Source organism: Hyphococcus luteus, assembly GCF_002943565.1.
GTDB classification, from domain to species: Bacteria; Pseudomonadota; Alphaproteobacteria; order Caulobacterales; family Parvularculaceae; genus Hyphococcus; species Hyphococcus luteus.
This window is the reverse complement of record NZ_PJCH01000006.1, coordinates 1-26,489: the sequence shown is the minus strand read 5'-3', so window position 1 is coordinate 26,489 and position 26,489 is coordinate 1. Positions and strand designations below refer to the sequence as shown.

At 57.6% G+C, this 26,489-nt stretch carries 20 protein-coding genes and 1 pseudogene; 11 read left to right on the top strand and 10 right to left on the bottom strand.

Features of this window, described 5'->3' with window-relative positions; all coding sequences use genetic code 11:
* Positions 1-55 precede the first annotated feature (55 nt).
* Positions 56-832, bottom strand: a complete 777-nt coding sequence (locus CW354_RS10860; RefSeq protein ID WP_104830115.1) for a LuxR family transcriptional regulator — start codon at positions 830-832, stop codon at positions 56-58.
* A gap of 291 nt (positions 833-1,123) precedes the next feature.
* Here CW354_RS10860 and CW354_RS10855 point away from each other — a divergent pair, with 291 nt between their 5' ends.
* From CW354_RS10855 to CW354_RS10840, 4 genes are all read left to right on the top strand, one after another.
* Positions 1,124-1,771 carry a GntR family transcriptional regulator gene (locus CW354_RS10855; protein ID WP_104830114.1) on the top strand — a complete coding sequence of 216 codons (648 nt, stop codon included), beginning with the start codon at positions 1,124-1,126 and terminating at the stop codon, positions 1,769-1,771.
* Positions 1,772-1,943: 172 nt separating this feature from the next.
* Positions 1,944-2,081: a benenodin family lasso peptide gene (locus CW354_RS10850; protein ID WP_104830113.1), complete on the top strand. Its 138-nt coding sequence runs from the start codon at positions 1,944-1,946 to the stop codon at positions 2,079-2,081.
* A gap of 60 nt (positions 2,082-2,141) precedes the next feature.
* Positions 2,142-2,807, top strand: a complete 666-nt coding sequence (locus tag CW354_RS10845; RefSeq protein WP_165793653.1) for a lasso peptide biosynthesis B2 protein — start codon at positions 2,142-2,144, stop codon at positions 2,805-2,807.
* A 122-nt stretch (positions 2,808-2,929) separates the two neighbouring features.
* Positions 2,930-4,540, top strand: a complete 1,611-nt coding sequence (locus CW354_RS10840; RefSeq protein ID WP_165793652.1) for an asparagine synthase-related protein — start codon at positions 2,930-2,932, stop codon at positions 4,538-4,540.
* Here the strand turns inward: CW354_RS10840 and CW354_RS10835 are convergent.
* From CW354_RS10835 to CW354_RS10815, 5 genes are all read right to left on the bottom strand, one after another.
* Positions 4,522-6,621, bottom strand: a complete 2,100-nt coding sequence (locus CW354_RS10835) for an Atxe2 family lasso peptide isopeptidase (RefSeq protein WP_104830110.1) — start codon at positions 6,619-6,621, stop codon at positions 4,522-4,524. The two genes, CW354_RS10840 and CW354_RS10835, sit on opposite strands and share 19 nt — an antisense overlap.
* 15 nt (positions 6,622-6,636) lie before the next feature.
* Positions 6,637-9,291, bottom strand: a complete 2,655-nt coding sequence (locus tag CW354_RS10830; RefSeq protein ID WP_165793651.1) for a TonB-dependent receptor — start codon at positions 9,289-9,291, stop codon at positions 6,637-6,639.
* Between the two features lie 217 nt (positions 9,292-9,508).
* Positions 9,509-10,552 (bottom strand): FecR family protein, encoded by a 1,044-nt coding sequence (locus tag CW354_RS10825; RefSeq protein WP_104830108.1) that lies wholly within the window; start codon positions 10,550-10,552, stop codon positions 9,509-9,511.
* Complete coding sequence (locus CW354_RS10820; RefSeq protein ID WP_165793650.1) at positions 10,527-11,138, bottom strand: RNA polymerase sigma factor; 612 nt, start codon at positions 11,136-11,138, stop codon at positions 10,527-10,529. Before CW354_RS10820 ends, CW354_RS10825 begins: the two co-directional genes overlap by 26 nt.
* Positions 11,128-11,601, bottom strand: a complete 474-nt coding sequence (locus CW354_RS10815; RefSeq protein WP_104830106.1) for a helix-turn-helix domain-containing protein — start codon at positions 11,599-11,601, stop codon at positions 11,128-11,130. The genes CW354_RS10820 and CW354_RS10815 overlap by 11 nt, the downstream gene beginning before the upstream one ends.
* Positions 11,602-11,730: 129 nt before the next feature.
* Here CW354_RS10815 and CW354_RS24065 point away from each other — a divergent pair, with 129 nt between their 5' ends.
* A complete protein-coding gene (locus CW354_RS24065; protein ID WP_104830105.1) occupies positions 11,731-12,027 on the top strand; it encodes a helix-turn-helix domain-containing protein in 297 nt (98 codons plus the stop codon).
* Between the two features lie 107 nt (positions 12,028-12,134).
* A complete protein-coding gene (locus tag CW354_RS24060) occupies positions 12,135-12,419 on the top strand; it encodes a helix-turn-helix domain-containing protein (protein ID WP_104830104.1) in 285 nt (94 codons plus the stop codon).
* A 9-nt stretch (positions 12,420-12,428) separates the two neighbouring features.
* Here the strand turns inward: CW354_RS24060 and CW354_RS10800 are convergent, their stop codons facing one another.
* Entirely contained in the window at positions 12,429-13,169 is a 741-nt protein-coding gene (locus tag CW354_RS10800) for a hypothetical protein (RefSeq protein ID WP_104830103.1), read from the bottom strand.
* A gap of 203 nt (positions 13,170-13,372) precedes the next feature.
* Between CW354_RS10800 and CW354_RS10795 the strand changes: the two genes are divergently transcribed.
* Positions 13,373-13,609 carry an XRE family transcriptional regulator gene (locus CW354_RS10795; protein WP_207764762.1) on the top strand — a complete coding sequence of 79 codons (237 nt, stop codon included), beginning with the start codon at positions 13,373-13,375 and terminating at the stop codon, positions 13,607-13,609.
* A 202-nt stretch (positions 13,610-13,811) separates the two neighbouring features.
* On the opposite strand, the gene CW354_RS10790 is transcribed toward CW354_RS10795, so the two are convergent.
* Together CW354_RS10790 and CW354_RS10785 are read right to left on the bottom strand one after the other, a co-directional pair.
* Entirely contained in the window at positions 13,812-15,485 is a 1,674-nt protein-coding gene (locus tag CW354_RS10790; RefSeq protein ID WP_207764761.1) for a UvrD-helicase domain-containing protein, read from the bottom strand.
* On the bottom strand, positions 15,485-17,482 hold the full coding sequence (locus CW354_RS10785) for an AAA family ATPase (RefSeq protein ID WP_104830101.1): 1,998 nt from the start codon (positions 17,480-17,482) through the stop codon (positions 15,485-15,487). The genes CW354_RS10790 and CW354_RS10785 overlap by 1 nt, the downstream gene beginning before the upstream one ends.
* A gap of 339 nt (positions 17,483-17,821) precedes the next feature.
* Between CW354_RS10785 and CW354_RS24055 the strand changes: the two are divergent.
* The 4 genes and pseudogenes from CW354_RS24055 to eruA all read left to right on the top strand — a co-directional run bounded on the left by CW354_RS24055 (position 17,822) and on the right by eruA (position 25,019).
* A pseudogene (locus CW354_RS24055) lies at positions 17,822-18,445 on the top strand (tyrosine-type recombinase/integrase).
* Positions 18,446-18,636: 191 nt separating this feature from the next.
* A complete protein-coding gene (locus tag CW354_RS10775) occupies positions 18,637-19,980 on the top strand; it encodes a hypothetical protein (RefSeq protein ID WP_104830100.1) in 1,344 nt (447 codons plus the stop codon).
* Positions 19,981-20,351: 371 nt separating this feature from the next.
* A complete protein-coding gene (locus CW354_RS10770) occupies positions 20,352-20,840 on the top strand; it encodes a hypothetical protein (protein ID WP_165793649.1) in 489 nt (162 codons plus the stop codon).
* Positions 20,841-20,990: 150 nt separating this feature from the next.
* Positions 20,991-25,019, top strand: coding sequence for an NACHT domain-containing antiphage protein EruA (gene eruA / locus CW354_RS10765; RefSeq protein ID WP_133162275.1), 4,029 nt, complete (start codon positions 20,991-20,993; stop codon positions 25,017-25,019).
* Positions 25,020-25,369: 350 nt separating this feature from the next.
* On the opposite strand, the gene CW354_RS10760 is transcribed toward eruA, so the two are convergent.
* Positions 25,370-26,404: an IS110 family RNA-guided transposase gene (locus tag CW354_RS10760; RefSeq protein ID WP_104828498.1), complete on the bottom strand. Its 1,035-nt coding sequence runs from the start codon at positions 26,402-26,404 to the stop codon at positions 25,370-25,372.
* Positions 26,405-26,489: the final 85 nt, after the last annotated feature.

Here is a 26,489-nt window from a genome sequence, read left to right as displayed (position 1 = left end):
AGGATTCACCAACAGGCCCACAGCCGTCACTGTGCCGATCGGCACATTGACGGGTTCACCGAAGCGCGTCGACGACCCCGATATGGCCTTCGAAGAGGGCGCGCATCACGACCTGCATGCGGCTTCCGACTTCGTAATGGGCGCGCGCGTCCTCGATATGGCGTTTCACGGTGCCTTGCGAGATGCCGAGGATCGCGCCGATCTCCCAGTCGGATTTGCCTTTCGCGGCGAAGAGCACGCATTCGAGCTGGCGCTGGGTCAAGGGCCCTTTCGGCGGGCGCCTGGCTTGCGGAAACGCGTTCAGCACCATGGCGCGCGCGGCCTGGAAGGCGAAGCCGCCGACGAGCTGCGCCATTTTGAGATTGTCGCGCGGCAGCGCGCGTCCTGTCGCCATGGCGAAATTGCAGCTGCCGTTAGCCTCGCCGGGGACGTTGGCGGGAACGGTGAAGCCTTCGTCGATGCCGGCCTTGACGGTGCGCTCGCGGATTCGCCGGTGGGCGTCGGTCATGGGGATGAGCGCGGGAATGTCGGACCAGGCGAAGCCCATATTGGTGCGATGGCTGGCGAGCAGGACAGGATCGTTGGCGACGATGTTGTCGGCGATATATTGTTCGATCCAGCGTTCGGGATAGGTGCCGAGCGCGACAAGTTCGCCCTCCTCCATATGGGTCAGCGCCTCGCTGTATCCGCTCAAATCCACATGATGCATCAGCGCGAAATAGTCGAAGCCCATGTCCTTGGTCACGGCGTCGAGCAACCGGTTGAGGTCCGACGGTGCGCGCAGTGATTGAGCTTCATCGACAAACGCCTGGACGGCGCGGAGACGGGGCATCGTTCGGCGGGCCCTTTCCAAAGATTTCGAAACCGCCGCCAGGCGCTTCCTGGCTTGGCGGTTGGCGTTTTGAATGGATGCAAGAATTTCCGGCGATCTTTATTGTCACATAATCGTAACAATCACCGGTAGAATCTGAAAGCGTAATTAAATACTAAAGGTTAACTTTATCATTTGGAGACACACTGAACTCAGCGCCAGCGCATCGCGCCGGCGCGGTGCAAACGCGCGGCAAACGCGCGGTGAATACGCCTTGCGCCGCTGTCTGACGCACCGGCGCCGGCGCGAGACATGCAAAGCGAACAACACCGACGCAGGATGGCCGGTCGAATCTCGATAACTGAAAGCGTATACAGGAGTCTCACGGAGCGCGTGTCGTCCGGCGCGTTTGCACCGGGCGCGCGGATCGACGTCAACGAGATCGCGGCGGCCGACAGCGTCAGCCCGACGCCGGTGCGAAACGCGCTCAACCGGCTTGTGGGCGCCGGGCTGCTCGTCTCACACTCGAATGAAGGGTTTTTCGCGCCGCTCATTACGGAACAGGGTCTGCGCCATCTCTATGACGCCCATGGCGCGCTGATCGATCTCGCCGTCGCCCGCGCCGCGGGCGCGCGCTCGCCCCCGAAGCCGCGCCCGATCGAAGCGGAAGACAGGGACGCGAGCATCGAGCAGCGCACGGCGGCGGCGTTTAACGCCGTCATGGCGCTCTCCTCAAATGACCGGCTTTGCGCCGCGCTGTCAGATATCGCGCTTCGCCTGAGGGTGTTCCGTCTGCACGAAGACGAGGCGATCGCAAACCGGCAGGCCGAATTGCGGCGCATCGAGAACGCGTACATGGTGGCCGACTTCCCGGAGCTCGCCCACCGCGCCGGCGCCTATCACCGCCGTCGCATCCGCCTCGCGTCGCAGATCCTCGCCGCCGCGCATACGAGCCCCTGAAACATCCTGTACGGACAATATTTCCGAAGAATTTTCCGGGCGAACGCCAACCGCTTGAATCGCCGTCACAATAGTCTGACGATTATCTCAGGATTGCTTAGGGATAGCAGCGCCGCGCGCCTAGACTCCTCCCCGCCATGATCCCCATGGCGCAACCGAAAGGAGAGAAGTCATGAAACAGATCGAAACACACGAAGACGACATCATCGATCTCGGCGTCGCCAGCGAGGTCACGAAGGGAATTCCGTCCCATGTGACCCAAGAGGCGTTCCTGCAACGTCAGCCGGTTGACGAACTTTCGGCCGACTAAGCGTTCGCGTACCGGGCGCGGCGCGCGGGCGCCCGGATGTCGCTCATGCAGAGTGAAAACATGGAATACCGATTCCGTTCCGATCTCGCATATTGCTATGTCGATGCACGGCCGGTCTTTCTGGACGTCCGCGAGGATCGATACTTCATGCTTCAGGACGTGCTGGAAGCCGCATTCAAGGCTTTCATTGCCGGCGACGAGGTTTCGCCCGATCTTCTCGGTCGCCTCTCCCATGCGGAAATTCTCGAGCCGGGAGACGGAATAGACGGCGTTCCCTCGCCGCCAGCGATCATCTCGCCACAACAAAGCACGCTTGAAAACACGCAGGTTCACCGGCGTAGCGGCGCGTTGGCTACGATGAAAGCGATGACCTGCCTGTGCCGCAGCGGTCCGCGGCTTCGGCGGAATGGATTTGCGCGAAGCATTGCCCAGCTTCGCCAAAGAAAGGGAGATCTCGCCGGGCGAGGCCCGTTCTGTCAGGCGGTCGTTGAATCGCGAGCGGCGGATTTTCAAGCGGCGCGGTGCTTATTTCCGGCGCCGCAAAACTGCCTTCCCGATTCGCTAGCGCTGCTAGACTTTCTTTTCGGCGACGGCATCATCGCCGATCTGGTGATTGGCGTTCGGATGAACCCCTATGGCGCTCACTGCTGGGTGCAATCGAAAGACATTTTACTCAACGAGACCATCGACTACGCCGAGTCGTTCACGCCGATTCTCGTCGTATGAACCCGGACCGGTTTCTTGCGCTGATTTCCTGCAGCGAAACGCCCCGGTCCCAGTTTGACGCGATCATCAGCGCAGGACGGCGTCACGGACTCGAGCCAGCGTTGCTGCGAGGCCGGCTTTGCGTGCTTGTTCATGAAGATGCGGCCTCCAAAGCAGCCGATGACGGCGCAGGGCTTATCGTCGGCGCATCATTTCCTCGAAGCCGCATCGGCCGCATAGCTGGCGCGGCATCCGGCGGGCCCAGCCGCAGCGTCTTTTTCTCGGACATGTGGGGAGGTTTCGTCGCGTTCCGCATCGACGATCGGCAACAATCGATCGACGTGACGCGCGACCCCTCAGGCATGGCGCCATGCCTCGTTGCGAGACAGGGCGGCGCAATCTGGCTGTTTTCAGACCTTGAAACAGCAATCGCCGCTGGCCTCTCGGTTCCGGCGATGGATTGGACGGCGCTCGGGCGATATCTTGCATTTCCGCATGTTCCCACACAGGAGACATGCCTCGCGGGGGTCGAAAAGGTTCTTCCGGGCATGCGGCTGCGGATTTCGCGCGATGGGTCTATGTCGCAGATATGCGCATGGAGCCCCTGGGCCTATACAAGGAACGACAGCCGCATTCGCCGCTATGACGACGCGGTTCGATTGCTGCGGGCTGAAGTCTTGAGCTCGGTCGGCGCCTGGGCGGCGCGCTCCTCGCATATCATGCTCGAGCTTTCGGGCGGCCTCGATTCCTCCATCATCGCGGCATGCCTGCGCGACCTCGGCGCCTCCTTTTCCTGCGTCACATTCGCGACCGACGATCCAGCGGGCGACGAACGGCGCCAGGCCGGACTGGTCGCGTCAGCGTTGGGCGCGCGATTGCACGAGGTAAAGCTCGACGCCGCCGGCGCGTCGCTGGCGCCTCGTTCGCGCCAGCGCACGCCGGCTCCGCAGGCGATCTCCTGGCGGGCGATGATCGATAGCGGTGTCAGAGGCGCAATCGACGAGGCGGGCGCGGACATGCTCTTTTCCGGCGGCGGAGGAGATAATGTATTCTGCTATTTGACGACCGCCGCCCCCGCCGCTGATGCGTTGCGCGCTTTCGGACCCGGGCCTTGTTTTGCGCGCGCGGCGAGGGATGTCGCAACGCTGCACAGAGCGAGCGTTTGGCGGGCGGCGCGCTACGCCTTGCGCAAGGTCTATTGGGCGAAACCGAAGCTGTGGCCTCGCAACATTGCATTTCTGATGCCCGGCGTTGCCCCCGCTTCGCCGCCTGCGCATCTCTGGTTCACGGAAAATACCGGCGCGCCGCCCGGCAAGCTGGAGCATACGGCGTCGATCGCAAGCGCCGTCAGCGTCAGCGACGGCGGCGAACGCGACCTTGATGTGCAGGTCTGTTATCCGCTGCTCAGCCGCCCTTTAATCGAGCTTTGCCTCGGCATTCCCTCATGGATGTGGGTCAGCGGCGGAAGGAACCGCGCCGTCGCGCGCGACGCATTCTCCAACCTCCTTCCGGCGGAAACGATTGCACGGCGAACCAAAGGCGACCTCACGGGGCTGATCGCCGGGATCTATCGAGAGCACAAGTCCGAGATCGAGGCGCTCCTGATGGAGGGACGGCTCGCGCGCGAGGGCATTCTCGACCGGGAAGCGGTGTTCGCGTGCATGCGACAAGCGGGCCCGTTCCCCGACGCGAGTTTCACGCAGCTCGTCACGCTCGCCGGCGTCGAATACTGGATTCAATCGTTCGGCGCATGAGCCGGCTTGTCGTCGCCGGAGCGGGCTTCGCCCGGTTCTGCGCGTTCTCTTAGCTTTCGCCAGCGCTCGAATTGCGCCGGGCGAGCGCCGCCCGCTTCTTCTCCGAGGAGCCAGAACCGGAACCAGTCGAGATTTCGCTGATAGGCGGCGAGCCGGTGGCGCGGCTGAAACGTGTAATGGGGTTCATGCGGGAAGACGTGAACTTCGGTGGGCGCGCCAGATTCGATCAGCGGCACGAAATATTCGAGCGCAACGAGATACTCTTGCTCCGGGATCTGCATCAGCAGAGGAAATCGCAGACGGTCGAGATTGTGGCTTGGCGAAATCCGGCGCCACTGCTCCGGCGTTGCATCGGGCGCGGCAAGCTCCCAAATGCTCGACAGCGGTCCCTTAAAGGCTTCGCCCATCAGGGCGCGTTGCCAGTAGTAAGTCTCGGTAACATCAGGTGTCGCGAGCGAGGCGGCGGCGATGAGGTCGGAGTGATAGGCGACCCACATCGCTACGGATGCGCCGAAGCTGAAACCGCCGATGCCGACGCGGGCGGGATCGATGCCGCGAGCGGCAAGCACATCGATTGCGGCATCGATGCCGGCCAAGGCGGTATCATATTCTTTTACGACCGGGCCGCCGGCGTCCGGGGACGGATAAGCGCTGATGCACAACACCGCGACGCCAGCTTCCGCGAGATAGGTCAGCGGCCATTCATCGCCGGGCCCGCCGCGCAAATAGCCCTGGCAGGCATAGTACAGGATGAACAATGGCGAAGGCCGCGTCTCGCCGGCGGCTGCAGGGATGAAGTATCCGGTGAACTCGCGATCCTGGCTGTCCCGCCATTGCATCAACTCTGCACGCGGCGCCGACAAACGGATGAAGTCGCGATTGGGCGCAGCGATGACGCGCGCCTCGCCGCTGTCGAGATCGACTTGTTCGATGCGGGGCGGTGTGTTCGCGTCCGCGGAGACGCAGAACGCATACCGGTCGCCGACGCCGCAGCCGATGCCAACACCGATGACGCGCCCGCTATGCAGGAGCCCTGGCGCTTCGCGGACGGTGCGAACCGAATTGCGGTCGATATTCCAGCTAAGGACGGTCATGGCGTCGCCGCGATCGCGGTCGCGGGTCGCGAAGATGACTTCGTGGCGCAAGCCGCGCCACGAGACCCAGGCGATCGGCCGCGCGCATTCAGACGCGGAGCATATGATTTCCTTGTCGTCAATGCGCGCATGAAGCGTGCGTTCTCCTTCGTCCTTGCTCCGCCAAACCGCCCGGCCGTCCTCTGTGACATGCATGTGCTCCGAGCGGCCCGGCGCGCCATCGAGCGTCGGACCCTCGGTATTCTTCCGGAAAGCCGCGGCTTCCTTGTCTCGCGCTTTGCGCACGCGGCCCGTTCGGATATCGACGACTTTGATTTGCGTCGGACGATCGCCCAGCAAGGTGGTCACATTCATCCACTTGCCGAGATAGCGCTGCGTTGCGAGGCGCCCGTGATGGAATCCGGAGCGGAAGAGGCCCTGGCCGAGGGGCACGGTCCCGTCGATCAGGATGCCGGAATAATATTCGTCAAGTTCGGCTTGCTCGATTTCGGCCCGGGTCGCGCCGACCTCGAAGGCGAGGTTTCCGTCCGGGAGCACGTCGAAGGCGATGACGTCCGCAGGATCGTCCGTGAGGCGTTTGGCTGTTCCGGTTACGGATGCCCGCCACAGCTGGACCTCGCCGTCATGGAGCGCGCGAAAATACAACCATCCGGAATCGCTCGACCATTGCGGCCATTCGCCGAGCGCCCAGCCGCTGGTGAAGATCGGCGCGCCGCCATCCGCGACGCGTTTCGGTGATGCGCCGCCGTCAAGACGATAGATGAACCACTCCGAGCTGTAGGCGTTTTCCTCGACCGACGCACGTTCCGCGCGGTAGGCCGCATAGCGTCCGTCCGGCGAGATCGAAACGCCCGTAAAGTCCGTTATTTCGACGAGAGCTCGGAGGCCTTCGTCTTCTGCATGGGCCGACATGCGGCCTGTGAGCGCGAGCGCTGCGGCGAAGGCGAATACGGCGCAGCGGCCGACATTCATTTGAATGCTCACCATTCTCGGAATCCTTGTTTAGAATGTGTAGCGAAGCGTCGCGGCGACGAACCGTCCGACCGGCGATGTATTTGCGCTGTCGAAGAACATACCTGGAAAGGCGACGCCGCCGCCCGCGGCGAAAGGCGGGTCCTGATCAAGCGCGTTTATGACCGAGAGAGAGGCTTCCAGTCCGTCAAGCGCAGTGGCGACCGATCCGAGCCGGTATTGGAGCGTGATGTCGAGCGTCGTCCATGAGGCGATCTCGGCCGGGGGCGCCGCGACATTGTCAGTCGATCCTGCGACATGGTTGAGGATCGCATTCGTTGTGAAGCTGTCGTCGATTTCCCAGCTGGCGCCGGCGCGCCCGCGAAACTTCGCTGGCTGGAAGATGAAGCCGGACTGCCGCGTCAGGGGAAGGGTTGGTATTGTTTGCGTGTCGATCATCAGCCAGCTGAAATCGCCGAAAAACACGATGTCGCCGGGCGCGAAGCGGAACGAGACGTCCGCGCCGCGCACCTGTTGTGCGCTGGCGTTTACGAATCCGGAATTGACGATGGCGAGGACTGCATCCGGATCATAGGGCATCCCAGAAATGTTGTAGACTTGGTCGGCGGCGCCGATGATCGCCGATTGCGCCGTAGACGATGGGTCACGGTCGATGAACGGAGCGTTAGCGGGATCGGACAGCGCGGATCCGAGATTGACGATCGGGCTGACGATCCGGTCTTCGAAGTCGATGTCGAACCAGGTGAACGACAGATCGAACGCCGGCATGAAGTGCGGCGTCCAGTCGAAACCGGCGGTCCAGGATGTGGCGCGCTCCGGCTCAAGCTCTGGATTGCCGCTGAAACTGAGAAGTGCAAGGCCTGGATTGACGGAGCCGAGATTGGGCGCGCTCCAGACCGTCACCACATGGTCGGCGAGCAAATGGTCGAAGCGCGGCGCCCGGAACGACTTTCCCCAGGTTGCTCTCACGGTGAGATCGGGAACAGGCGCGTAGCGGAGGCCGAGTTTCGGCGTTGTCGCCGCGCCGAAGCCGCTGTGATCCTCGACGCGGACAGCGACATTGAGGTCGAGCCGGTTCAGTCCTGGCCGGTCGTCGGACGGAGACACAAGCGGGGCGGAGGCCTCGGCGAAAAGGAATGCAACGTTGCGCGTTCCGCTGCGCAGCGTTCCGCCGAGATCAGAGTCGAGCGTTTCTTCGCGATAGCCGCCGCCGACGGCCGCCCGAAAGTCCCCGGACGGAAGGCGGGCGACTTTCCCTTCTGTCGATGCGCCGATGGTCCAGGCTGTGTTCTTCGAGTCGGCGTCGAATTCGCCGCCGAAATTATCGGTGGTTGCGCTGTCGCGCGTGCTACGCGCCGCCGAACCTTCGACCTGCGCGGTCCAATCCTCCGACAGGTCGAACGTCACGCGCGGGGCGATGAGAAACGATTCCGTGTCGATGGCTTTGGCATCGGCGAAGCCGCCGGCGCCGTATTCGGTCGTGCGGCTGGTGCGCCGGTTGGTGTAGAGGCCGATGACGTCGACTTCGGCGAAACTCGAAAGTTCTTGATTGCCGGACATGAAGCCCGACCATTGACGGTTCGCCGGCAACAGGGAGTTGAACGGTCCGGCGGTTTCGGAAAATTCCCGCTCGCCGGCGAAGATCGGGTTCTGTTTCAGATAATCGGCGCCGACAAGCAGCGAGCCGCCCTGCCAGCGCGTTCCCGCAGCGGCGCTGTAGGCTTGTTCGAAGCCGCCGCCTTGCGTTGCGCCGCCGGCGCGGGCGCGCAGCTCGGCGCCTTCATAATCGTCGGCGACGATGAAGTTGACGACGCCGGCGACGGCGTCGGCGCCGTAGAGCGCTGATGAGCCGTCGAGCAGCACGTCGACGCGATCGAGCGCTGCGAGCGGGATCGCGGACACATCTGTGGTTTCGCCGCCGCCGATGGGCGCCAGCCGTCGGCCATTGACGAGGATGAGCGTCGCGTCGGGCCCCATGCCGCGCAGATTGACGGTTGAATCGCCGCCGAGCCCCGAATTGGTGTTCACCGTCGTCGGCTGGACGGTAGGGTTGATGCCGCCTCTGAACGTCTGGGGCAGCGCGCGCAGCAGCTCGCCGGTCTGCGACTGTCCTGAGAGCTCGATGTCCCGGCGGGTAATCGTGTGGACCGGCGCCGCCGGCTGCGCCCCGCGAATGCGCGTGCCGGTGACGACGACTTCATCTGTGTCGCCCGACGCGCCGCGCTGTTCGTTCCGTTCCGCTTCCGGCTGCGCCGAGGCGAGGCGCTCTGCGACTGCGCTTGTCCCTTGCTCCGCCATCGCGAAGCGCGTTTGCGGGCGATCCGTTTGAAGCGACGCCGGCTGAAGCCGCGGCGTGACGACAAGCGTCTTGTCGTTACGGATTTTGTAGGTAAGGGTGCTTGGCGACAGCAAACGCTCCAGCGCCTCGAAACTGGTGTATGACCCGATGAGCGCCCGGCTTTGAACGCCGGCGGCGAGATCATCCTGTATCAAAATCACGTAATTCGACTGTTCCGACCACGCGATGAGCGCCTCCGTCAGCGGCTGCGCCGGAATATTCCACTCGATCTTGACGCTCTCGCCGCGCACAAGAGCTTGCGTGTCGGAACGCGCGGCTTCAGCCGCGCAACTCATGGCCAGGACCGACACGGACGCGGCCATTACGGTTTTCATTTTCTTGTGCATTGACACCCCTCCTGATATCCGGCGTGTCGCGCGCGGGACGTTGCGTCCCGACGCGGCTTGCCGTTCCCAGTGAGGCTGTCGTCGCCAGCGGCGAAAACCTGACAGGGGTTCAGACTTTTTTTGAAAGCAGCAGGCGACAGGCGCTGTGCGACACATGTCCGGCGAGAGTTCGACGAAGTTCGGAAGCCAAAAACGATTGGCGGCAAACTTCAGAAAATCAATTGGTCGTCCGGGCCGCCGGCCGCAGAACGATCCGGTCCTTTCGCGACCGGTCGACATCGAGCGGAAGAATGTCGGGCAGGCCGTCGATCATCGCGTCGATCTGATCGGTGCGAAGCGAGGCGACGAGGGGCAAGTCGAGGAGGCTGTCGTCGGCGACGACGATTGAAACATCCGAATAGCGGTTCGCATCGGCGATGAATTCGCGCAAGGGCGCGCCCCTGTAGACAAGGCGGCCGGCGCGCCATGAGGCGATGGAAGAGGGCGGCGCGTCGACGACATCGGAAAGGCCCTCGCCGCTCGCCGGCGCCGCGACTTCCTCTCCGGCGGAAAGCCGCGCCCCGGCGGCGCTTGCGTCAGCATTGTTCCGCAGCCGGCGCACTTCCACATGGCCTTCCGCGACGGAGACGGTGACGCCCGCCGCCCCCTGGCGGACATTGAACTTCGTGCCGGTGACGCGGATTTCCGCGTCGCCGGAGGAAACGAAGAACGCGCGCGCATCGTCCGCGCGAACCTCAAAGAACGCCTCGCCTGTTTCGAGATAGACGCGCCTTTCGGCACCGGAATAGGCGACTTTGATTTTGCTTTTGGGCGCAAGCTCTGCGGCGCTGCCGTCCGGAAGGGCTATCTCGGCGGTTTCGGCGATGCGGGTCGCATGCACACCGGGCAAGAGCCAGGCGGGCTCAGTGTAAAGGATGGCGGGAAGCAGGAGCGCCAGCGCAAGGCAAGCGGCGAGGGCGACGTAGACGACGGACCGGCGAGACGGCGCCGCACCGTCCCATCCTCCAACGGAAAATTTCCCTTTCACGGGCCGCCCGAAGTCCGGCGCAGCCGCCAATTCCCGCAAATCATCGAGCTCGCCGACAGCGTCCCAGACGTCGCACGCCTGATCGTAGGCGGCGGCGTGGCGGGGATCGGCGCGGCGCCAGTCCTCGAAGGCGCGACGGTCTTCGGGCGTCGCGGCGCCGCCCTTGAGCCGCCAGAACCATCGCGTCGCCTCGTCGAAGACGGCGCTGTCAGCGTTTTCGGGAGCCGCGCCCATTCAGGTCTTCCGCATCTTGGTTCGCCGGCGCATCATCGAAGATCTTCAGCATTTCCTTCTTGCAGTCGCGCATGGCGCGCGAGACGTGTTTGCTCACGGCGTCGGGCTTCATGCCGAGCCGCTCGGCGATCTCACTTTCGGTCAATTCCTGAAAGCGCGCCAGCATAAACACCTGCCGACGTTTCACCGGCATCGCGGCGATGATGGCGCGCAGCCGGTTCAGCTGGTCGCGCCGGATCGCTTCGTCTTCGGGGCAGGGCGCTTCCTGTCCGTTCGCAGCGAGGGGATCGGCCTTGAACCGTTCGGCGCGCTCTTCCTGCGCGTGTTCCTTGCGATAATAGTCTGCGAGCTGATTGCGGGCTGCGCGAAAAAGGTACTGGCGGACATTGCGGACGGCATCGAGTGAGGGCCGCGCCGCGAGGGCCGCGAACACCGTGTGAGCGATGTCGGAGGCGACGGACTTTTCAGGGAGCCTGTTGCTGAGGAAGGAGACGAGGGGCCCGTGATAGGAGCGATAGGCGTCCTCAAGGTCGAACGCGTCCGGCGCCGCAGAAGAGGCGGAAGGAAGGCCGTCGTCAGCGGGCATCGGTCCCTCCGGCGCCGGCGCGGCCGGCTTTCCGCGACGCGTTCCCATCCGCCGCCAGCCGCCTGACGATCTGGCGCACGGACGCGCGCAAGGAGGCGTTCTCGATCGCCTGATAGCTCCGGATAAGGTCAATCAGCTCGGACTTCCGCGACGCCGCCGAGCGCGGCCCGGCGTTGAGGGGAACGAGCAGGACCGGGCTCTTCGGGTTTTTCGAGCTTGCGCGCCGAGACCCGGTGTCTAGGCCTTCGTAAAGCGCCCCGATCTCCACGCCGAGGCTTTCCGCAGCGCGAAATGCGGTGGACGCCGCCATGCGGTCCCTGCCGCTTTCGTATTTCTGGATCTGCTGAAGACTGACGCCCAGCCGACGACCTAGCTCGGTCTGGTTCAGTCCGCGAGCCTGCCGCAACTCTTGAAGGTTCGTGCCAAGCACCACGTCGTGTTTAGCCGACTTCAAAGCCAGCATTGCTTGGCTTCGGGCGTTACTGATTGCGACGATGAGGCCCTCCAGCCCAGGAAATGTGCAGCATATGCATTTATCAAATGTGGACTATAGACCGTGGATTAATAATCTACAAAATATTCATTTCAGGGCATGGGGTCGCGCCAACTCATCGCTCGAAATGTTCGAGAAATCAGACTCTTGAGAAAGCTTTCCCAAGAGGGATTGGCGCTTGAAGCTGAAATTGACCGGGCTTACGTAAGCAAGATCGAGCGTTCTCGGTGCAATCCCACCGTTGATGTATTAGATAAACTTGCTGCAGCCCTTTCGGTGAAGACTGTTCGTTTGTTCGACGAGAAGCAGCTACATCCGAAACCACCACAACTGCCTCGCGGCCGACGTATGAAAAGATTGAGCAAAACCAAGCGCACACGCAGTTCATTGCGATAGTGTGTGCAGCCCGATGCTAATTTTTATCCGGGCACCAAAGTGCCCTGTAGTTCAAATGTAGACTATAAACCGTGGATTAATACGCCACAAAAACCTGTCGTGGGCATATGGGCTCACGTCAACTCATTGCGAGGAATATACGAGCAATCAGGCTCTCAAATCGCATTTCGCAGGAAGAGTTGGCGTTGGGAGCGGAAATTGATCGCGCCTATGTAAGTGGCTTGGAGCGCGGTCTCAGAAATCCGACAGTTGACCTCCTAGATCGGCTGGCTGAAGCTTTGTCCGTTAAGACGATAGATTTTTTTGCTGACGCAATGATAACACCTAAACCTAAGGCACTTCCGCGAGGGCGGCGTCAGAAAACCAAGTCACGCGGTCGACCAATCGAATAACAAGTAGTTTTAACTAGCGCGCTTCTCGGAGAGCATTTGAATAAATGGGTCATGGTTCCTGCGGCATGCCGCTACATGATCCATAAGCTCTTGCTTGGATGGCGGGAATATTTCAATCGTTCCCACTTTTTCATTTTTGGGCGTCCAACTCAAAATCCCCGCGTCAGCAACACGCTGGAGTTCGGTTTTAAAATCTTTATGCTGATGGATTTCTGGTGAGAAAAATTCGTAAAACGGCGCTGTTTTCTGGACAGATAATGTTGTGGGGTTCAATTTGAAACAGCCACTTTCGGAATGATGCATCATGCCGTTTTGCAGCGCCAGCTGAACAATTGTTTTTCGCAATCTTTGTCCCTTGCCTGAGCCGGGCTGGAGTAAGGCGGGGCTGCGATTGAATCCCACCATGAGCGAGAAGAAATAGGGATTCACCATGTAATACCAGTTCCGAAACTCCATGCTGATCGGGCTTTCTTCGTCGGCCCATTCAAACGAACGACGATCCACCCAGTAGTCGGCTGTCCTTCGGCAGGACTCCGGGAGTACATTCATTAGTCGACGCTTAAAGAGCGCCGGCTCTATGGCGCAGCGCACAGAACCAATGGAAGACTTAAGTTCATGCCAATTGCCAAACCCTTGGGCGTGCGCAAGCGCATTCTGGCAATGGCTCAGTGGAAAGATGATCGAACACTCAAAGAGCGTTTTGTTGAGCTGCTTGGCTCGGCGTTTTGCGCCAGCGTATGTGGAAAACATGACATTCCTTTTCCAAAACGGCCAACTTGAAACGCGCTGCTCGCTTCAGACGGCCGATGAAAAAGGACGGTCTCTGAGGTGAAATTACCGTTGGATCAAAAATCCTTTGCCAAGGCAGCGGCCACGCCCACGGGAAGACGAACACGATTAGTATCCCTGATTCTCAAATTTTCAAAGCTTGATGTTTCCACATGGCAAGTTCGTTGGGCGAAGAGCTTCAAAAGCCAGTAAAAGAGCGAAAAGCGGCAGACTTAAATCAGACCGAACTCGCGAAAGCGCTAGCTCAATACCAGTCATTTGTCGCAAGAGTGGAAAGCGGCGAGCGCCGAGTAGACGTCATCGAATTCCCCGACATCGCCAACGCCAACGCCATAGGTTTTGACCCGAAGGCTGCTATCAAAAAGATTTGCCGCCAAATGACAGTCGGGCCTATTGCCTGAGTTCTAGCCGGAATGTCGCCTCTGCGCGCAAAACCGGACATAAGAAATCTAGATCAGATCGATCTGAATTGTGCAAATGCGGACCTCGTTATTGCCTCCGGCGAGCTCAAAAATAGAGCCGCTTACGACGCAACTGCTTTTAGTCATCGTGCTGCGATGGGCGACGTCCCTACGAGAACCATTGCACTATTTCCCGCTTTGGTCACATCGCGACCGCGCCTGCACCGAATAATTCCTCTATTTTTGCCTGAGCTCCAGCACCAAGATCGACGACGATTAGCTTGTCCTTGGCTCTGGAGCAGCAGACATAGAGCAGGTTGCGCGTGCGTTTTTCCCGGCTTTGGCTGGTATCGGTTCCGGCTAGGAATTTACCGAATGAGTATTGGTTCCAGTTCGCGCCTGCGTCATCCAGGATCACAATTACATTCTTAAACTCGTCTCCCTTCACGCCATGCTTGGTGGAAAATGGCATACTATTTTTAAGAACTGCTCGGTAGCGGGTGACCTCAACATAGGGCACAGCCAGTAGCAGGCTCATGAAGGCTTGGTGTTCTGCTTCGGGGGAGCCCGGATCGGCTGGAGCGACCGGCCCCGCAACGGCGCTTTCGAGATCATCCAATAGAGTGACCAACTGCGCTTTGCGCAAATGCTTCAGCACTGCCTCAATGGTGCCGCCGGAGTCGATAAGAGCGAGCAATTCATCGAGGGCTGCTTTGACGCGGGCTTTCTCAGCCGCCCCCGCGATCGGAATTGGTCGTTTCTTCAGACCGCTAATGGTGCGCCCCACTCTTCCTTCTCGCCAAGCCAAAATGAAGGGTTCTACCCTGTTGACGAAGAAAGATGCGATCGGGTCTTCGCCACTCTGAAATCTGTCTCGGGTAAAGCCGCCTTGGCTGTTATATGCGGCCCACAGCGCGGAATAACCAGCTTTGCGGGCGATAAGGCGGTGTGTGAGGAATAACACCTTCAACTCGCCCTCGATGTCCCAACCAAACGCATTACGAGCTTTTTGCACGGCCAGAGCTGACAAATCGGCATCGGGATCAACGCCAACCAAGCTGACATACACCGCAGCGCCCGGCAGATTGGCACCTGCGGGTTGTTGCTGTATATCCGTACGGATTTTGTTGAGCAGTTCGATCACCGCCTTCGAACAGCGATAATTCTCTTCCTTTTTGATCGGAACGAGAAGCGCTTGCTGATCGGCTGTAAGCTCGCCGACACCGCCTTGATAAATGCTCTGCATCTTGTCGCCGAAAAAGCCGATTAGGGGCGGTTGATCCGTTTTTAACAGGTGATCCAAAAGCGTTTCTACGACGAGCGGATCTGTGTCCTGATATTCGTCAACGAAAATAAACGGGAACCGGGCAGCGACGACCTTGGACAGCAAGGGATGATCACGGAACATGATGTACGCTACGCCCAGAAGGTCATCATGAAATATGCGTCCTTCCAAAAAGTTCGCCCCTCGATCAGAGTAGATGATCGTCGGCGCTGTCTTCAGCGCGGCCTCAAGCTCAATCTGATTCTGCTTTCTCCGGCTTGTTGCTGGCAGGCTGTCATTGAATGCTAATAGGGCGGCCTTCAGCTCTTTCTGAAACGACTTAATCGAGGCCCAAAGGAAGTCGTGAATTGTCGATACGACAAACAAGGGATCGTGCTCAGTGCGCTCGACGATCTCGTTCTTTGCAACATTCGTGAAAGTGATGCAGGCAACTTGCTGTCCTTCGCCTATAACACTCGTTCGGTCAGGGCCGCGTATGAAGTCTAGCGCGCCAATAAGCGAGGATGTCTTTCCCGATCCCGCCCCGGCGTCGATCAGAAAGCTCTGCCGCGTCTTGAGGCATTCCAATATTTTTTCGTCAGCTTCGGTCATTATCTTGCCGGATGTTCTGCCAGCCATTTAAGGCCTTGCTGAATATAGAGAGGGATGACCCATCCCGGTGAGTTGATAAGATCGAGTGCGAAATCGACTTTTGCCAGCTTGGCACTCAGCGTCCACGCCTCAGCCACGATTCCAGCATCAACCGCCTTTTTGATAGCGGCTTTTGTAGTGCTGAGTTTGGCGTGGTTCGCCGTCAACCAAGGGACGTTGGCATAAATGAACGCCTCTTCAAAAGACCTACCGCATTGCCCGTTCTGACTGACCTGATAGGCGATGCGGATGCAGCCTTGCGTCTTTTCCGCGTCGTTGCAGGCCATCAATTCGTCGATATTTGCCTTCGCGGGAATCCAGCTCCGGAGGCAAACATTGCTAGTGCCTTTGCCTTCCGCGACCGGACACTTCTCATTGTTGTCATCCACGGAATCGAGGTCGGTGATGATCAGGCTAGGGATGCCGAGAAATTCGATGATCGGCTTAAATTTGTGCGCATAGGCCCCGCCGACCTCAGAGATACTGATATACTGACTGCTCAGCGTCTCACAGCCCGCTACTTTCGCTTGCTCTTCTATCATCATTGGAAGCAGCAATCGTTCCACCTGCCCTTCGATAAAGATGGCCTTGTCCGCAAAAAATAGATCGCAGTGCGTTAATCGAATGTAGCGGCGCAGGAAGCCGAGAAGATCAGGATCGTTTTCGGGCAAGGGCAGCTTTGACAGGTCCTGCATAATGACTTGACGGCCGACGCGCCTGAAATACCTCACCGGCTCAAACTCAGAATGGGCGATCATGTGAGATGAATGGGTGGACATCAGAACCTGCGCGGTGGTGCCCCCGTCCGTTTCCAGAGCTTTTGAGATTTCGCTGATGAAAACGGTCTGCATCTGCGGGTGCAGGTGAGCTTCGGGTTCCTCGATCCCAATGATATGCACTCGCGGCTTGTCGCCCTGGGTCGCTTCGATTGCAGCTCGGAACGATTCAAACTGGAGAACGATATAGATCAGATTTTTATAACCAAGCCCGTTATACTTTTCGGGAAGCTCGAACTCTTCCATCACGCCACCTTTTCCGGCGTGTTCGCTGGCGTAATATATCCGCGCGTTGTCACGGTAGATTGTCTCCGCGCTCAATTCAGCGCGTACTCTTAGGTCCGGCGCTTTTTGACCGGGCGGATATCCAAAACTTTGAAGGCGCGTCGTAAGACGTCCGAAGGCCTTGCCGTACTTATCCGTCAGATCGTCCGCACTTTGCGTAAGAGCATCTTCGATTGCCTGATACCCCGCAGCATCATCTAACTGATAGAAGCGTTGATAATGATCGTGTAGGAGTTTTGAGAGCTTTGCCGAGCGGATTCCCTCATCGTCATCGACGTGCCGCTGAGCGGGTACGATGTCGATGCGCAGTAGAGATTTCAACAAACCGCCGTCATCGAGTTTTTCGACCTCTTTTCCGTCTAGCGAAACCTTGAAGAATATTCGTTTGAAGTGATCCCGGAAGGTGTCCTTAAGATATTCACATAGCGATAGGTCTTTGCGGGGCCGTGCCTCAAACTCATCAAGAAGATTCTTTGCGTTCTCGAGCGTATAGTCGATTCTCATCCGCACTTTGCTTGTGCCTGGAGTTAGGTCCATCAGAAGTTGGGTCGCAGCCACAAGGTCGGCCTGGTCCTCGTCATAGGCAAAAGTCAGATCGAGCCGCATACGCGGCGCAAATCGTTTTAATATTGCGGTCCTCTTCTCAGGGTCGCCTTCTGCCGCGAGGAGAACTTCGATGCGCCTCAGATCGCGATGCCGAAGCTGCGAGAGGTCGTGAAAGGATATCTTTGGTGTCTCGTTCGCAAAGCCGATAAAGAGCTGAAGCGCCTCCATGACGGAGGTTTTCCCGCTGTTATTGGGCCCAACGAAGATGGTTGTCGTCTTGTCCTGGGCAAGGTCGATTGAAACCCGCCGCAGTAATCTGAAGTTACGAATGCTTACGTTCTCAAGGCGCATTTTGTTTCGACCCTTAATGCTTGGGCAGGTTGGCGCTGTGACTGTAGAGCTATACTATAAATAGTCGAAAATCTGAATATTGAATCCAGCCAATATTGCTGGTTATCACAAATTGGTCGTCTTGATAGGACCAGTTGGAATCGCCAATTGAGGTGGCCAGTTAAAATTGCCGATCGGTAGCTTCGGGATCTGCTTCTGGCTTTTTACTCACAAAAGCGTACTTCGGCCATCTCGCTTGTATTCAGGGCTCGGCGCACTCACGTCCGATGAGAGGATTCTCGGGAATTGATTGTGTGTTGATTTGCTATTGGTTTGGCTCCCTGAAAACAGGAGCCATTTATGTCCATTACCAACACAGAACCAGACAAAACTCCATGGAACAAAGGAAAACTTATTGGGCAAAAAGCGCCGCTCAAACCGCCAGAGGTGTGGGCAATTCGGGTCCGACTTGAGCTTGCCAATAATAGGCGCGACCTCGCGCTGTTTAACTTGGCTGTCGACAGCAAGTTGCGAGGATGCGATCTTTTGCGAATTCGGGTTTCAGATATGCGAACCGGCGGTGAAATCCACAGGCGGGCCAAGACCCTCCAAAGCAAGACAGGAAATCCGGTTCAATTCGAAGTCACATAGTGCACGCGCAATGCAATTGAAGAGTGGTGCAGGTTCAAACAATTACAACCACATGATTGGCTCTTTCCGAGCAGAAAAGATCGAAATAGGCATTTGACAACTCGGCAATATGCGCGATTGGTAGAACGATGGATCAGATCGATTGATTTGCCCCGGTCATCTTACGCTACTCACTCTATGCGACGGACGAAAGCTACACTGATTTACCGGAAGACCGGAAACCTGAGAGCCGTCCAATTACTATTGGGGCATACAAAGATTGACAGTACGGTTAGGTATCTTGGGGTAGAAGTCGAAGATGCATTGGCGCTTGCTGAGAGCATAGAGCTTTAAGCTTGAATGGGGAGCCGTGCGTAAACCGGACATCAGGGAGACGGGCGAGGCGGTATAATTATATTCTAAAGCTGACAAATCAGACTTGGAGCTAAAGGTGGTGCAAGGTCTTAAAGGAAGCCGGTTCGACGACTTGAGGATTTAGTTTTCCGCCCATATCTGTCTCTCCAAGCATTTTCAAATGGGCGCTCATGGAATTATTCACCAACCGCGAAATCGCGGTGATTTTTTGGACTTCGGCAGGTGCGCTGTGGGTATCGTCCCAGGCAGCATTCCGAAGTTTCTTCATTGCATCCGCCAAACATGTGTTCTCGAAGCGGTTGGCGCCGGTTTTCGCGACGACTGCGGCCTACATCGGGTTGCTTGTTTATGGATTATCGGCGCTCGGCGTGTGGAATTGGAGCCACTTAAAAGCGACGCTCTTCTGGGCGGTTTTTGTCGGCATAGTCGAATTGTTTCGGATGCCGACAAGAGCTGGCGAATTCGTCAGGTTTCGCCAGCTTTTCATAGATCAACTCAAAGTTCTCGTGATCGTTGAATTTCTTGTTGGTTATACATCGTTTCCATTGTTGATTGAGATGATGCTGGTGCCGGCGCTGTTTTTTCTCATGCTCATGCAATCGGTTGCGGAAGGAAAAGAAGAATTGCGGACGCCCTATAATGTCCTGACAACAACCCTCGCTTTTGTTGTCATCGTCTATTTGGGATTCGCCGTTCGTCAGGTGGTCGGCAATTTTAACGAGTTCGCGACGATTGCGACATTCGTCGATTTCGCATTGCCTGGCGTCTTAACCATTCTGTTTCTGCCTTACCTCTTTCTGTTATCGTTATATTCAATCTATGAGAGCGATTTTTCGGTGCTGCGCATCGCAATCAAGGATGATGGCGTTCGTCGATTTGCGCAATTAACGGCGATTTTGACATTCGGGGCTAATGTTGAGCTGCTGCACCGTTGGCGACGCGACGTGATGATCGGCAAACCAAAGTCAAAGGACGACGTGCGGAGGATTACGCGGGAGGTTCTTCGTCGGCGCCGAAATGAGAACACCCGCCGATACTATGCGCCGGGAGAGGGTTGGGACCCTTACGTCGCCAAGGGTTTTCTCGCTGAACTCGGCGTGAAGACCGATGATTATCACTGCTTCCATGAAACGCCCAATGAATGGTGCGCGTCAGCGACAATCGGCGAACCAGGAGAGGGGTACACCGGAAACTACTTTTCCTACTATGTCGATGGCGAGGAATATGTTGCGAATGTTTTGAAATTCAATGTCAGCGTTTTCGATGAGCAGGATGTTGACGAAACCATGAAGAAATATCTGGCGTTTGCGAACATGCTTACAGAAAAAGCGCTGGGCTGTCCGTTGTCGAATGCGTTGATTGAGAGCATTGTCAAGCGGCGCAATCATACGGAAGAACTGGCCGGCCATATCGTCGCTATTGATGTATACGAGTATATCAAGTCGGTCGGGGGCTTTGAGGTCAAACTCACAATCAGCGCCAAGACGCCGGAACTCGCTGTCACGTCGGAATAATTGGTCTACGGCCATTCTTCTGAAGCGGGCTTTGGCGAGTTTTATGTCGCTCCGGATATAAAGCCGGACCTTATACTCGTCGGCGCTCTAGTTGTGCGCGCGCCTCATCCGGACCGACCTCGCCCGTCCGGCGGACCGGCCCGCGATTATGGCACGCTTGCCGTCAGTTGATGCAGAAATTTTCACGGCCGCATGGTTGAAGCGTTTCGGTTTGTATAGGCAGGGTATCGCTAAAGCGTCGTCGCGGTCGATTCTTTGCTCAACGTCGTATCGATTTCTTGTTTCGCGTGGCGAAATCACGCAGATTCGACGCCGAGTAATTGTTAGGACACCGCCGTTTGCGAAATCAAATTGCGATATGGATCGGCGTGGTGGCGACTGCATTGTTTGGCCTAATCGGGCCCAAAATAACGGACGCAATCCCCGAGCGCCATACGGCGCCGTTACTTGTGGCCGCGTTAGTTCTGGCACTCGTTACCGGCTTATTGAGATTCAGGCAGGCGAACCAAGCCCACAATTCAAAACATCTGCAAATCAACGCCGCCTCACAGGAGCTTCTGAAACATTGGTCAGACCATGAGCTCGCGGCCTATGACAATGCGCCTGTGAAACCGGTCGATGCGGCGCTGCAAGCGCTGGAGGATTTTGCGTTGGATGAGAAGGTGAAGGTTTTTGAACAAGTCGCCGAGGAGAGATTACGGAAGATTTCTCCTGCGCGTTATCGACAACTTAAAGGAACCAATCCCGCATATTTTCCACAAAGCGTATTCTTTTTGAGGCAACAATTGGGACCGGCTTGGCGGAAACATGTAGGCCGAACTTTCATCAAACGATTGTTGGCGCGCGTCGGCATACAGTAATCTCGCAAATCCCCGATATAGGCGCTGGCGGCAACTGGCGCTGTTTTTGGTTAACGCGCAATAGGTCGGAGGCGTCCGCCTCGCAGTGGCGAAACGGGTCGTGGACGCCTATGTAACGTGATCGGGAATCACATAACCCTCGATCTTGCAATGATTGACCGACGCGTCCGCCTTGTAGAGCCTCAATCGCCCGACGGAAGAGCTGGCGAGGAGGCGCGCAATCGCCTGTCCGCCTATGAAAACCAGCCCAATCTTGTGCTGCTTGGCGATCCCGGCGCCGGGAAAACCTGGTCCTTCAAGGAACTTGCCCGGCAAACCGGCGGGCAATATGTCACGTGCCGATCCTTCCTGAACTTGCCGCTCAGTGAGCTATCGGACGTCCTTTTTATCGACGGTCTTGACGAACAACGCGCCGGCCCCGCCGACGACGCCATTGTCGATCGCATTGTTCAAAGGCTGTTTGAGCGCGGCCCACGGGTCGTCCGTATTTCCTGCCGTAGTCGCGATTGGTTGGGGGAAACGGACCTAGCCGCCTTCAAAGATTTTTTTGATCGCGCTGGCGGTTTTGCCGTTGTTGCCCTGGAGAAAGTTACCCAAGCGGAACAAGTTGAAATTCTTTGCACTGATGGCGCGTCCGAAGCTGAGGCGCAAGACCTTATCGCGGAAGCCAAATCCCGCGATCTTGAGAGTTTCCTTGAAAATCCGCGCAAGCTCTTGATGTTGTGGCGAGTTGTTTCTGCAGGTGAATGGCCGGCCACGATCTACGAGCTCTTTGATAGCGCCACGCGGCTTGAATTACAGGAAGAGAACGCCGCCCACGCGCGCAAAGAGGGCGGCCGTTTTACGGCCAATGAGTTGAAATTGACGGCCGGCGCAATCTGCGCCGCGCGCCTCATCGCCGACATCGAAGGAGTGTCATTATCTGCCAAAAGTCAGACGACGGGCTTTCCAAGCTATAGGGCTCTCGACTATCTCGATCTCGAGAGAGTTGAAGCGGCGCTTAAGCGTCCGCTGTTTAAAGCGGCCGCGACCCCTGAATGCGTCGACTACGATCACCGCACGAGCGCCGAGTTTTTGGCGGCGTTTTGGTTGGCAGACCAGATTCGCAGCGGTCTCCCAATCGGGCGCGTCCGTGCGCTTCTTGGAACCGACGGACATCCGTCGTCGGAACTTCGCGGTTTGCACGCCTGGATGCCACTGGCGCTTCCGGAACATGCGGAAACTTTCATATACGCCGATCCGCTTGGCGTCCTCGAATATGGCGATGCGGCGTCGCTGCCGCCAAAGGCGCAGCTGACCCTCCTCAATGCGATTGCGGCGATCGCCAACGACAATCCATGGTTTCTATCATTTGACCGCAGCAGCGCAAAGCTCGCCAGCCTCGTCCAAGAAGACAGCATTGCGCAGCTATGCGCGATTTTGAATGACCCGGATGCACCGCGGGACTTGCGCAGACTGGCGCTCGAGGCGTTTGACGCCGCGAAGCCTTGCGACGCCGCGTTCGAAACACTTGGCACAGTTCTGAAAAACGAAGCCCTTCATAAGAGCGATCGCGCCATTGCGCTGCGCGTGTTGTGCGCTTTTGGAGAAAAGGGTGAAAACTTTGTGGTCAGCGAAGCGTCCCGTCTCGCCGGCGACGAAGAAAGCGTTCTGTATCTGAGAACAGAAGCACTCGATCATTGTTACACGAAAGGCTTCGGCCCGGCCGATGTCGTCACCCTAGTCCGCGAATATTTGGAAAGCCGGCATGACGGCGCGGTGGGCGTTTTATGGAGTCTATGTGACCGTCTGCCAGTGGGCGATATTCCGGAAATTCTCGATGATATTGTCGATGTCGTTCCTGAAAGGTTTGGCGCCGATATCAACGCCGCCGTTTGGGACGCTGCATCATTTATCGGTAAAATGATTGACCGCGTCGCCAGAGAAACGCCGTCGGTGATTTCTGCGACACGCGTTGTCCGGTGGATGCAGCTCCGCGCGCGACTTGAACGGTTTAGCGTCGGGCGCAGTGAAGGCTCGTTCATCGAATTGTTGAAAGGCGCGCCGAGACTGGTGGAACCAGCGTTCGACTTGTTGGTCGATCAACCGGAATTCGCCGAAGAGAAAGGGCGGCGCTTTCGACTGTTCAGTGAAATCATTGCGCCGATTGCATCCGCTGAGACGATTGCCGGTTGGTGCATAAAGCGTTTGAAAATGGAAAGCGACCCGCGCCGAAGAGAGTTTGTCCTACAAACCGGCCTTCAATACTGCCTGCCGGACTCTTGCGCCGGCCAGCAAAACTTCGAAACGCTCTATGAAATCGGCGATAACGATCCCACGCTAAAAAATTTCATGGATGCCTATCTCGTGTGCGATCTTGACGATTGGCAATTCGAGCGCCGTGACAAAATGGCGGCGCGCCGCCGGGAACAACATGAAAATCGCGAAAAACTGCGTGCTGATTTTGTCGCCAAACGCGAGGCCATACGCACAGGCCAAGCGACGGGTGACCTCGCGTTCGCCGCCCGCGTCTATCTCGATCAGTTCAGTGATCTCGATCATGACGCCGAACCGACCGCGCGGCTCGCATCGTTTCTTGGGGATGAGAACGCCGCCGCCGTTTTGGAGGGGTTTGCAGCATTTTGCGCGTCCGGCGTCCCGCCCACTGTCGATGAGATTTTGAGCAAACATAGAGAAGGAAAGTATCTGCTGTTATGGCAAGTGTTCGTCGCCCGTGTCGACGTGCAATTGCGTAATGGCGTTTCGCTCGCCGGGGTTTCGTCGGATATCGCCGCCGCCGTTCTGGCTTTCGATGTGCTTAATTTAACGAGCGAACGACTGAAACGAAACAGCGCAGTTGACGTGTCGTTTCGAAAATCCGTCCGTCAGGCTTTTCCTGAGGTGAGCGCGGGGACTTACCGCCGATTGGTTGAATATGATCTGGAACGCGGCAAAGACCCCATTACCGCGCTTTATGAATATTTGGACGAGCCTTCATTCCAGCAATGGCGCCGCGAGGCGTTGTTGCCGATCATCGATAAGTATCCGGAAATGAATGCGGCGACGCTGCGGCTATTGTTGCGAGCGGCGCTTTGCGAACACGCACTGCATGACGCACTTGCAAGCCGCGCTCTCGCGGCGACAGATGGTGATACGCCGGACCCGGAAAAACGCTGGCTTTGGCGCGCAACAGCCTATCTCTTGCAGCCGGAGGAAATGCGCGCGTCCATCAAGAGCGCTATCGCTAAAGATCGCAATGTCTTTTGGGTATTGCGTAATTTTCTCGGCCTACAAGATCGCACTCCCTATGGCCGATGGCCATTGTCGGTCGATGAATTGCGATTCCTCATTGCGACAGTTGGTGCTCAATGGCCGCCCGTCGATCACCCTTCCGGCGGTTGGTCCGGTGACACAAACCCGTGGGACGCGTATGAATGCGTGCGTGGCCTGATCGATCGGCTTTCGGCAGAAACGGAGGCCGACGCGACGCAAGCGCTTAAATCCCTGATTGCCGACGAGGCACTGGCGGAATATCGCGACTATTTGAAAAACGCCTTGGCCCGGCATCTGGTCGCGCGCCGGGAGGCGGAATATGACCGTCCGGATTGGGAGCGAACCCTCGCGACGTTGTCCAATCAAGCGCCCGCGAATGCTGCGGATTTGCACGCGCTTGTGGTGGACCATTTACGTGATGTCGCGAAAGAGATCGACGGCAATAACGTTGATATCTATAAGCAGTTCTGGAATGAAAAATCCCGCGGCCAAATTGACGTACCGAAAAGTGAGGACAGTTGCCGCGATGTTTTTGTAAATCTTCTTAGGCGGCGCCTCGCGCCGTTCGGGCTTTCGGTTGAGCCTGAGGGCCACATGTCCGCAAATAAGCGTGTTGATATCGCCGTGTCGCGCCCGGGCCTTAAAATGGTGATCGAAGTTAAGCTTTCTCATTCGGCCGATCTGTGGACGGCAATGTCCACCCAGCTTGATCATCTATATACGCGCGACCCGGAAACCAAGGGGTTTGGCGTGTTGCTCGTATTCTGGCACGGCGCGGATTTAGGAAAGAAATCCACGACCCATCCGAGTACCGGGACGAAAGCGAAATCGGCTAGCGAGCTTGAAGACCAGCTGAATGAACAAAATTCAAATGCACAATTATCACGTTTAAGAGCGATTGTAGTCAATGTATCTGGTGCGCGATAATATAACAATAACCATGCAAGAACACCTGGTTCGCAAGAATAAGTTTCGCCATTTCTCGTGGCCTTATCAAATTTTCAGCCTGCACCACTAATGTCCGCTTCTCTAATCGGCGGGTCCAGTCAAGCTCCAAATTTAGTTTTCCGCGGTTTCGTATTCACTTGGGTCACGCTTCTCTCCGCAGTCTGTTCGCTTCGTAAGATGAAAAGCGGCTGCATGCATGTGCCGGATTGGTTTGTGGAGAGCCTCGCTTTGAGTCGCGCTTATTATAAGGCGCAGCAGACATAATCGGCTTCATCCACCAACCTCGTCCAAGTGAGGACGATCCCGATGGAACGGGGTGAGGTTTTAGATCATGCAGTTACCTCCGTAGCGTTCCATCGGAAGTCTGTCCCGGCAACCCACATGCGATGCAGGATGACCGCGAGTTTGCGGGCAAGCGCGACGGTTGCTCTACGTCGACCTTTGCTACGCATCAATTTCATAGCCCATGACTTGAGCCTCGATGGATTGCGTGACCGTGTCAGCAGTGAGTTTGCCGCCGAATAAAGATTAGCTCGAACGCCTTCATCTCCCGCGCGGGATATTCGGCCATGATTGTCCATCTCGCCGGATTGAAAGCGTCTTGGCGTAAGCCCGAAGTGTGCGCCAACATTGCGGGAGGATTTAAACCGCGTCGGGTCATCGATAGCCGCCTTAAAGCTCAGCGCCGTAATTTCGCCAACGCCCGGCGCCGTCATGAGACGGGTGCAAACGGGGTCTTTTCGTGCGTACGTCTTTACTCGTCGATCCAGTTCCACAAAGATGACCAGCAATGTTTCATGAGCATCAAGCACCGGCAACAACGCATGTGACAAGCCTTCGTCAGCTTCGATGATGGGCCGCACCTGCTTGGCGAAGTTGTACCGCTTTATCGCCTTCGGCAATCGAATGCCGAAGGCCTTGAACAGACCACGGATTTCGTTTTCCAGATCCAGGCATTTGCGAAGGATTGTTTTTCTGCTGGTGAGAAGCGCTCGTTCACAATGGCTGGAACGGCTTTTCATGTGAACCGGATTGTACCAGCCGGACCGGACGACTTGCGCAATGCCGCGCGCATCATTTTTGTCAGTCTTGTTACGCATGGCGGACAGAGCGGCGCTCACCTGGCGCGCCTCCATGCAAACAACTTCAAAACCCTCAGCGACCAGCCCGTGGAATAGATGCTGGCTCATTGTGCCGGCTTCAAAACCAATCATTTCGACGGGCTTGCCAAAATCACGAATGCAATCAGCGACGTCTTTAATTTCGCATGGCAACGCTCGTTCGAGAGCAATCTTGCCGTCGGCGTCAATGACGCAAAGCGCCAGTGAACGCAGCGCAACATCCAATCCAACGTAGTATTTCATCTTCATCTCCCATCTTGCAGGTCAAAAACTGACCTTGCCACAGGAGCCTGACCGCTGGGCGCCAAGCCCGATTACTCATGCTTTG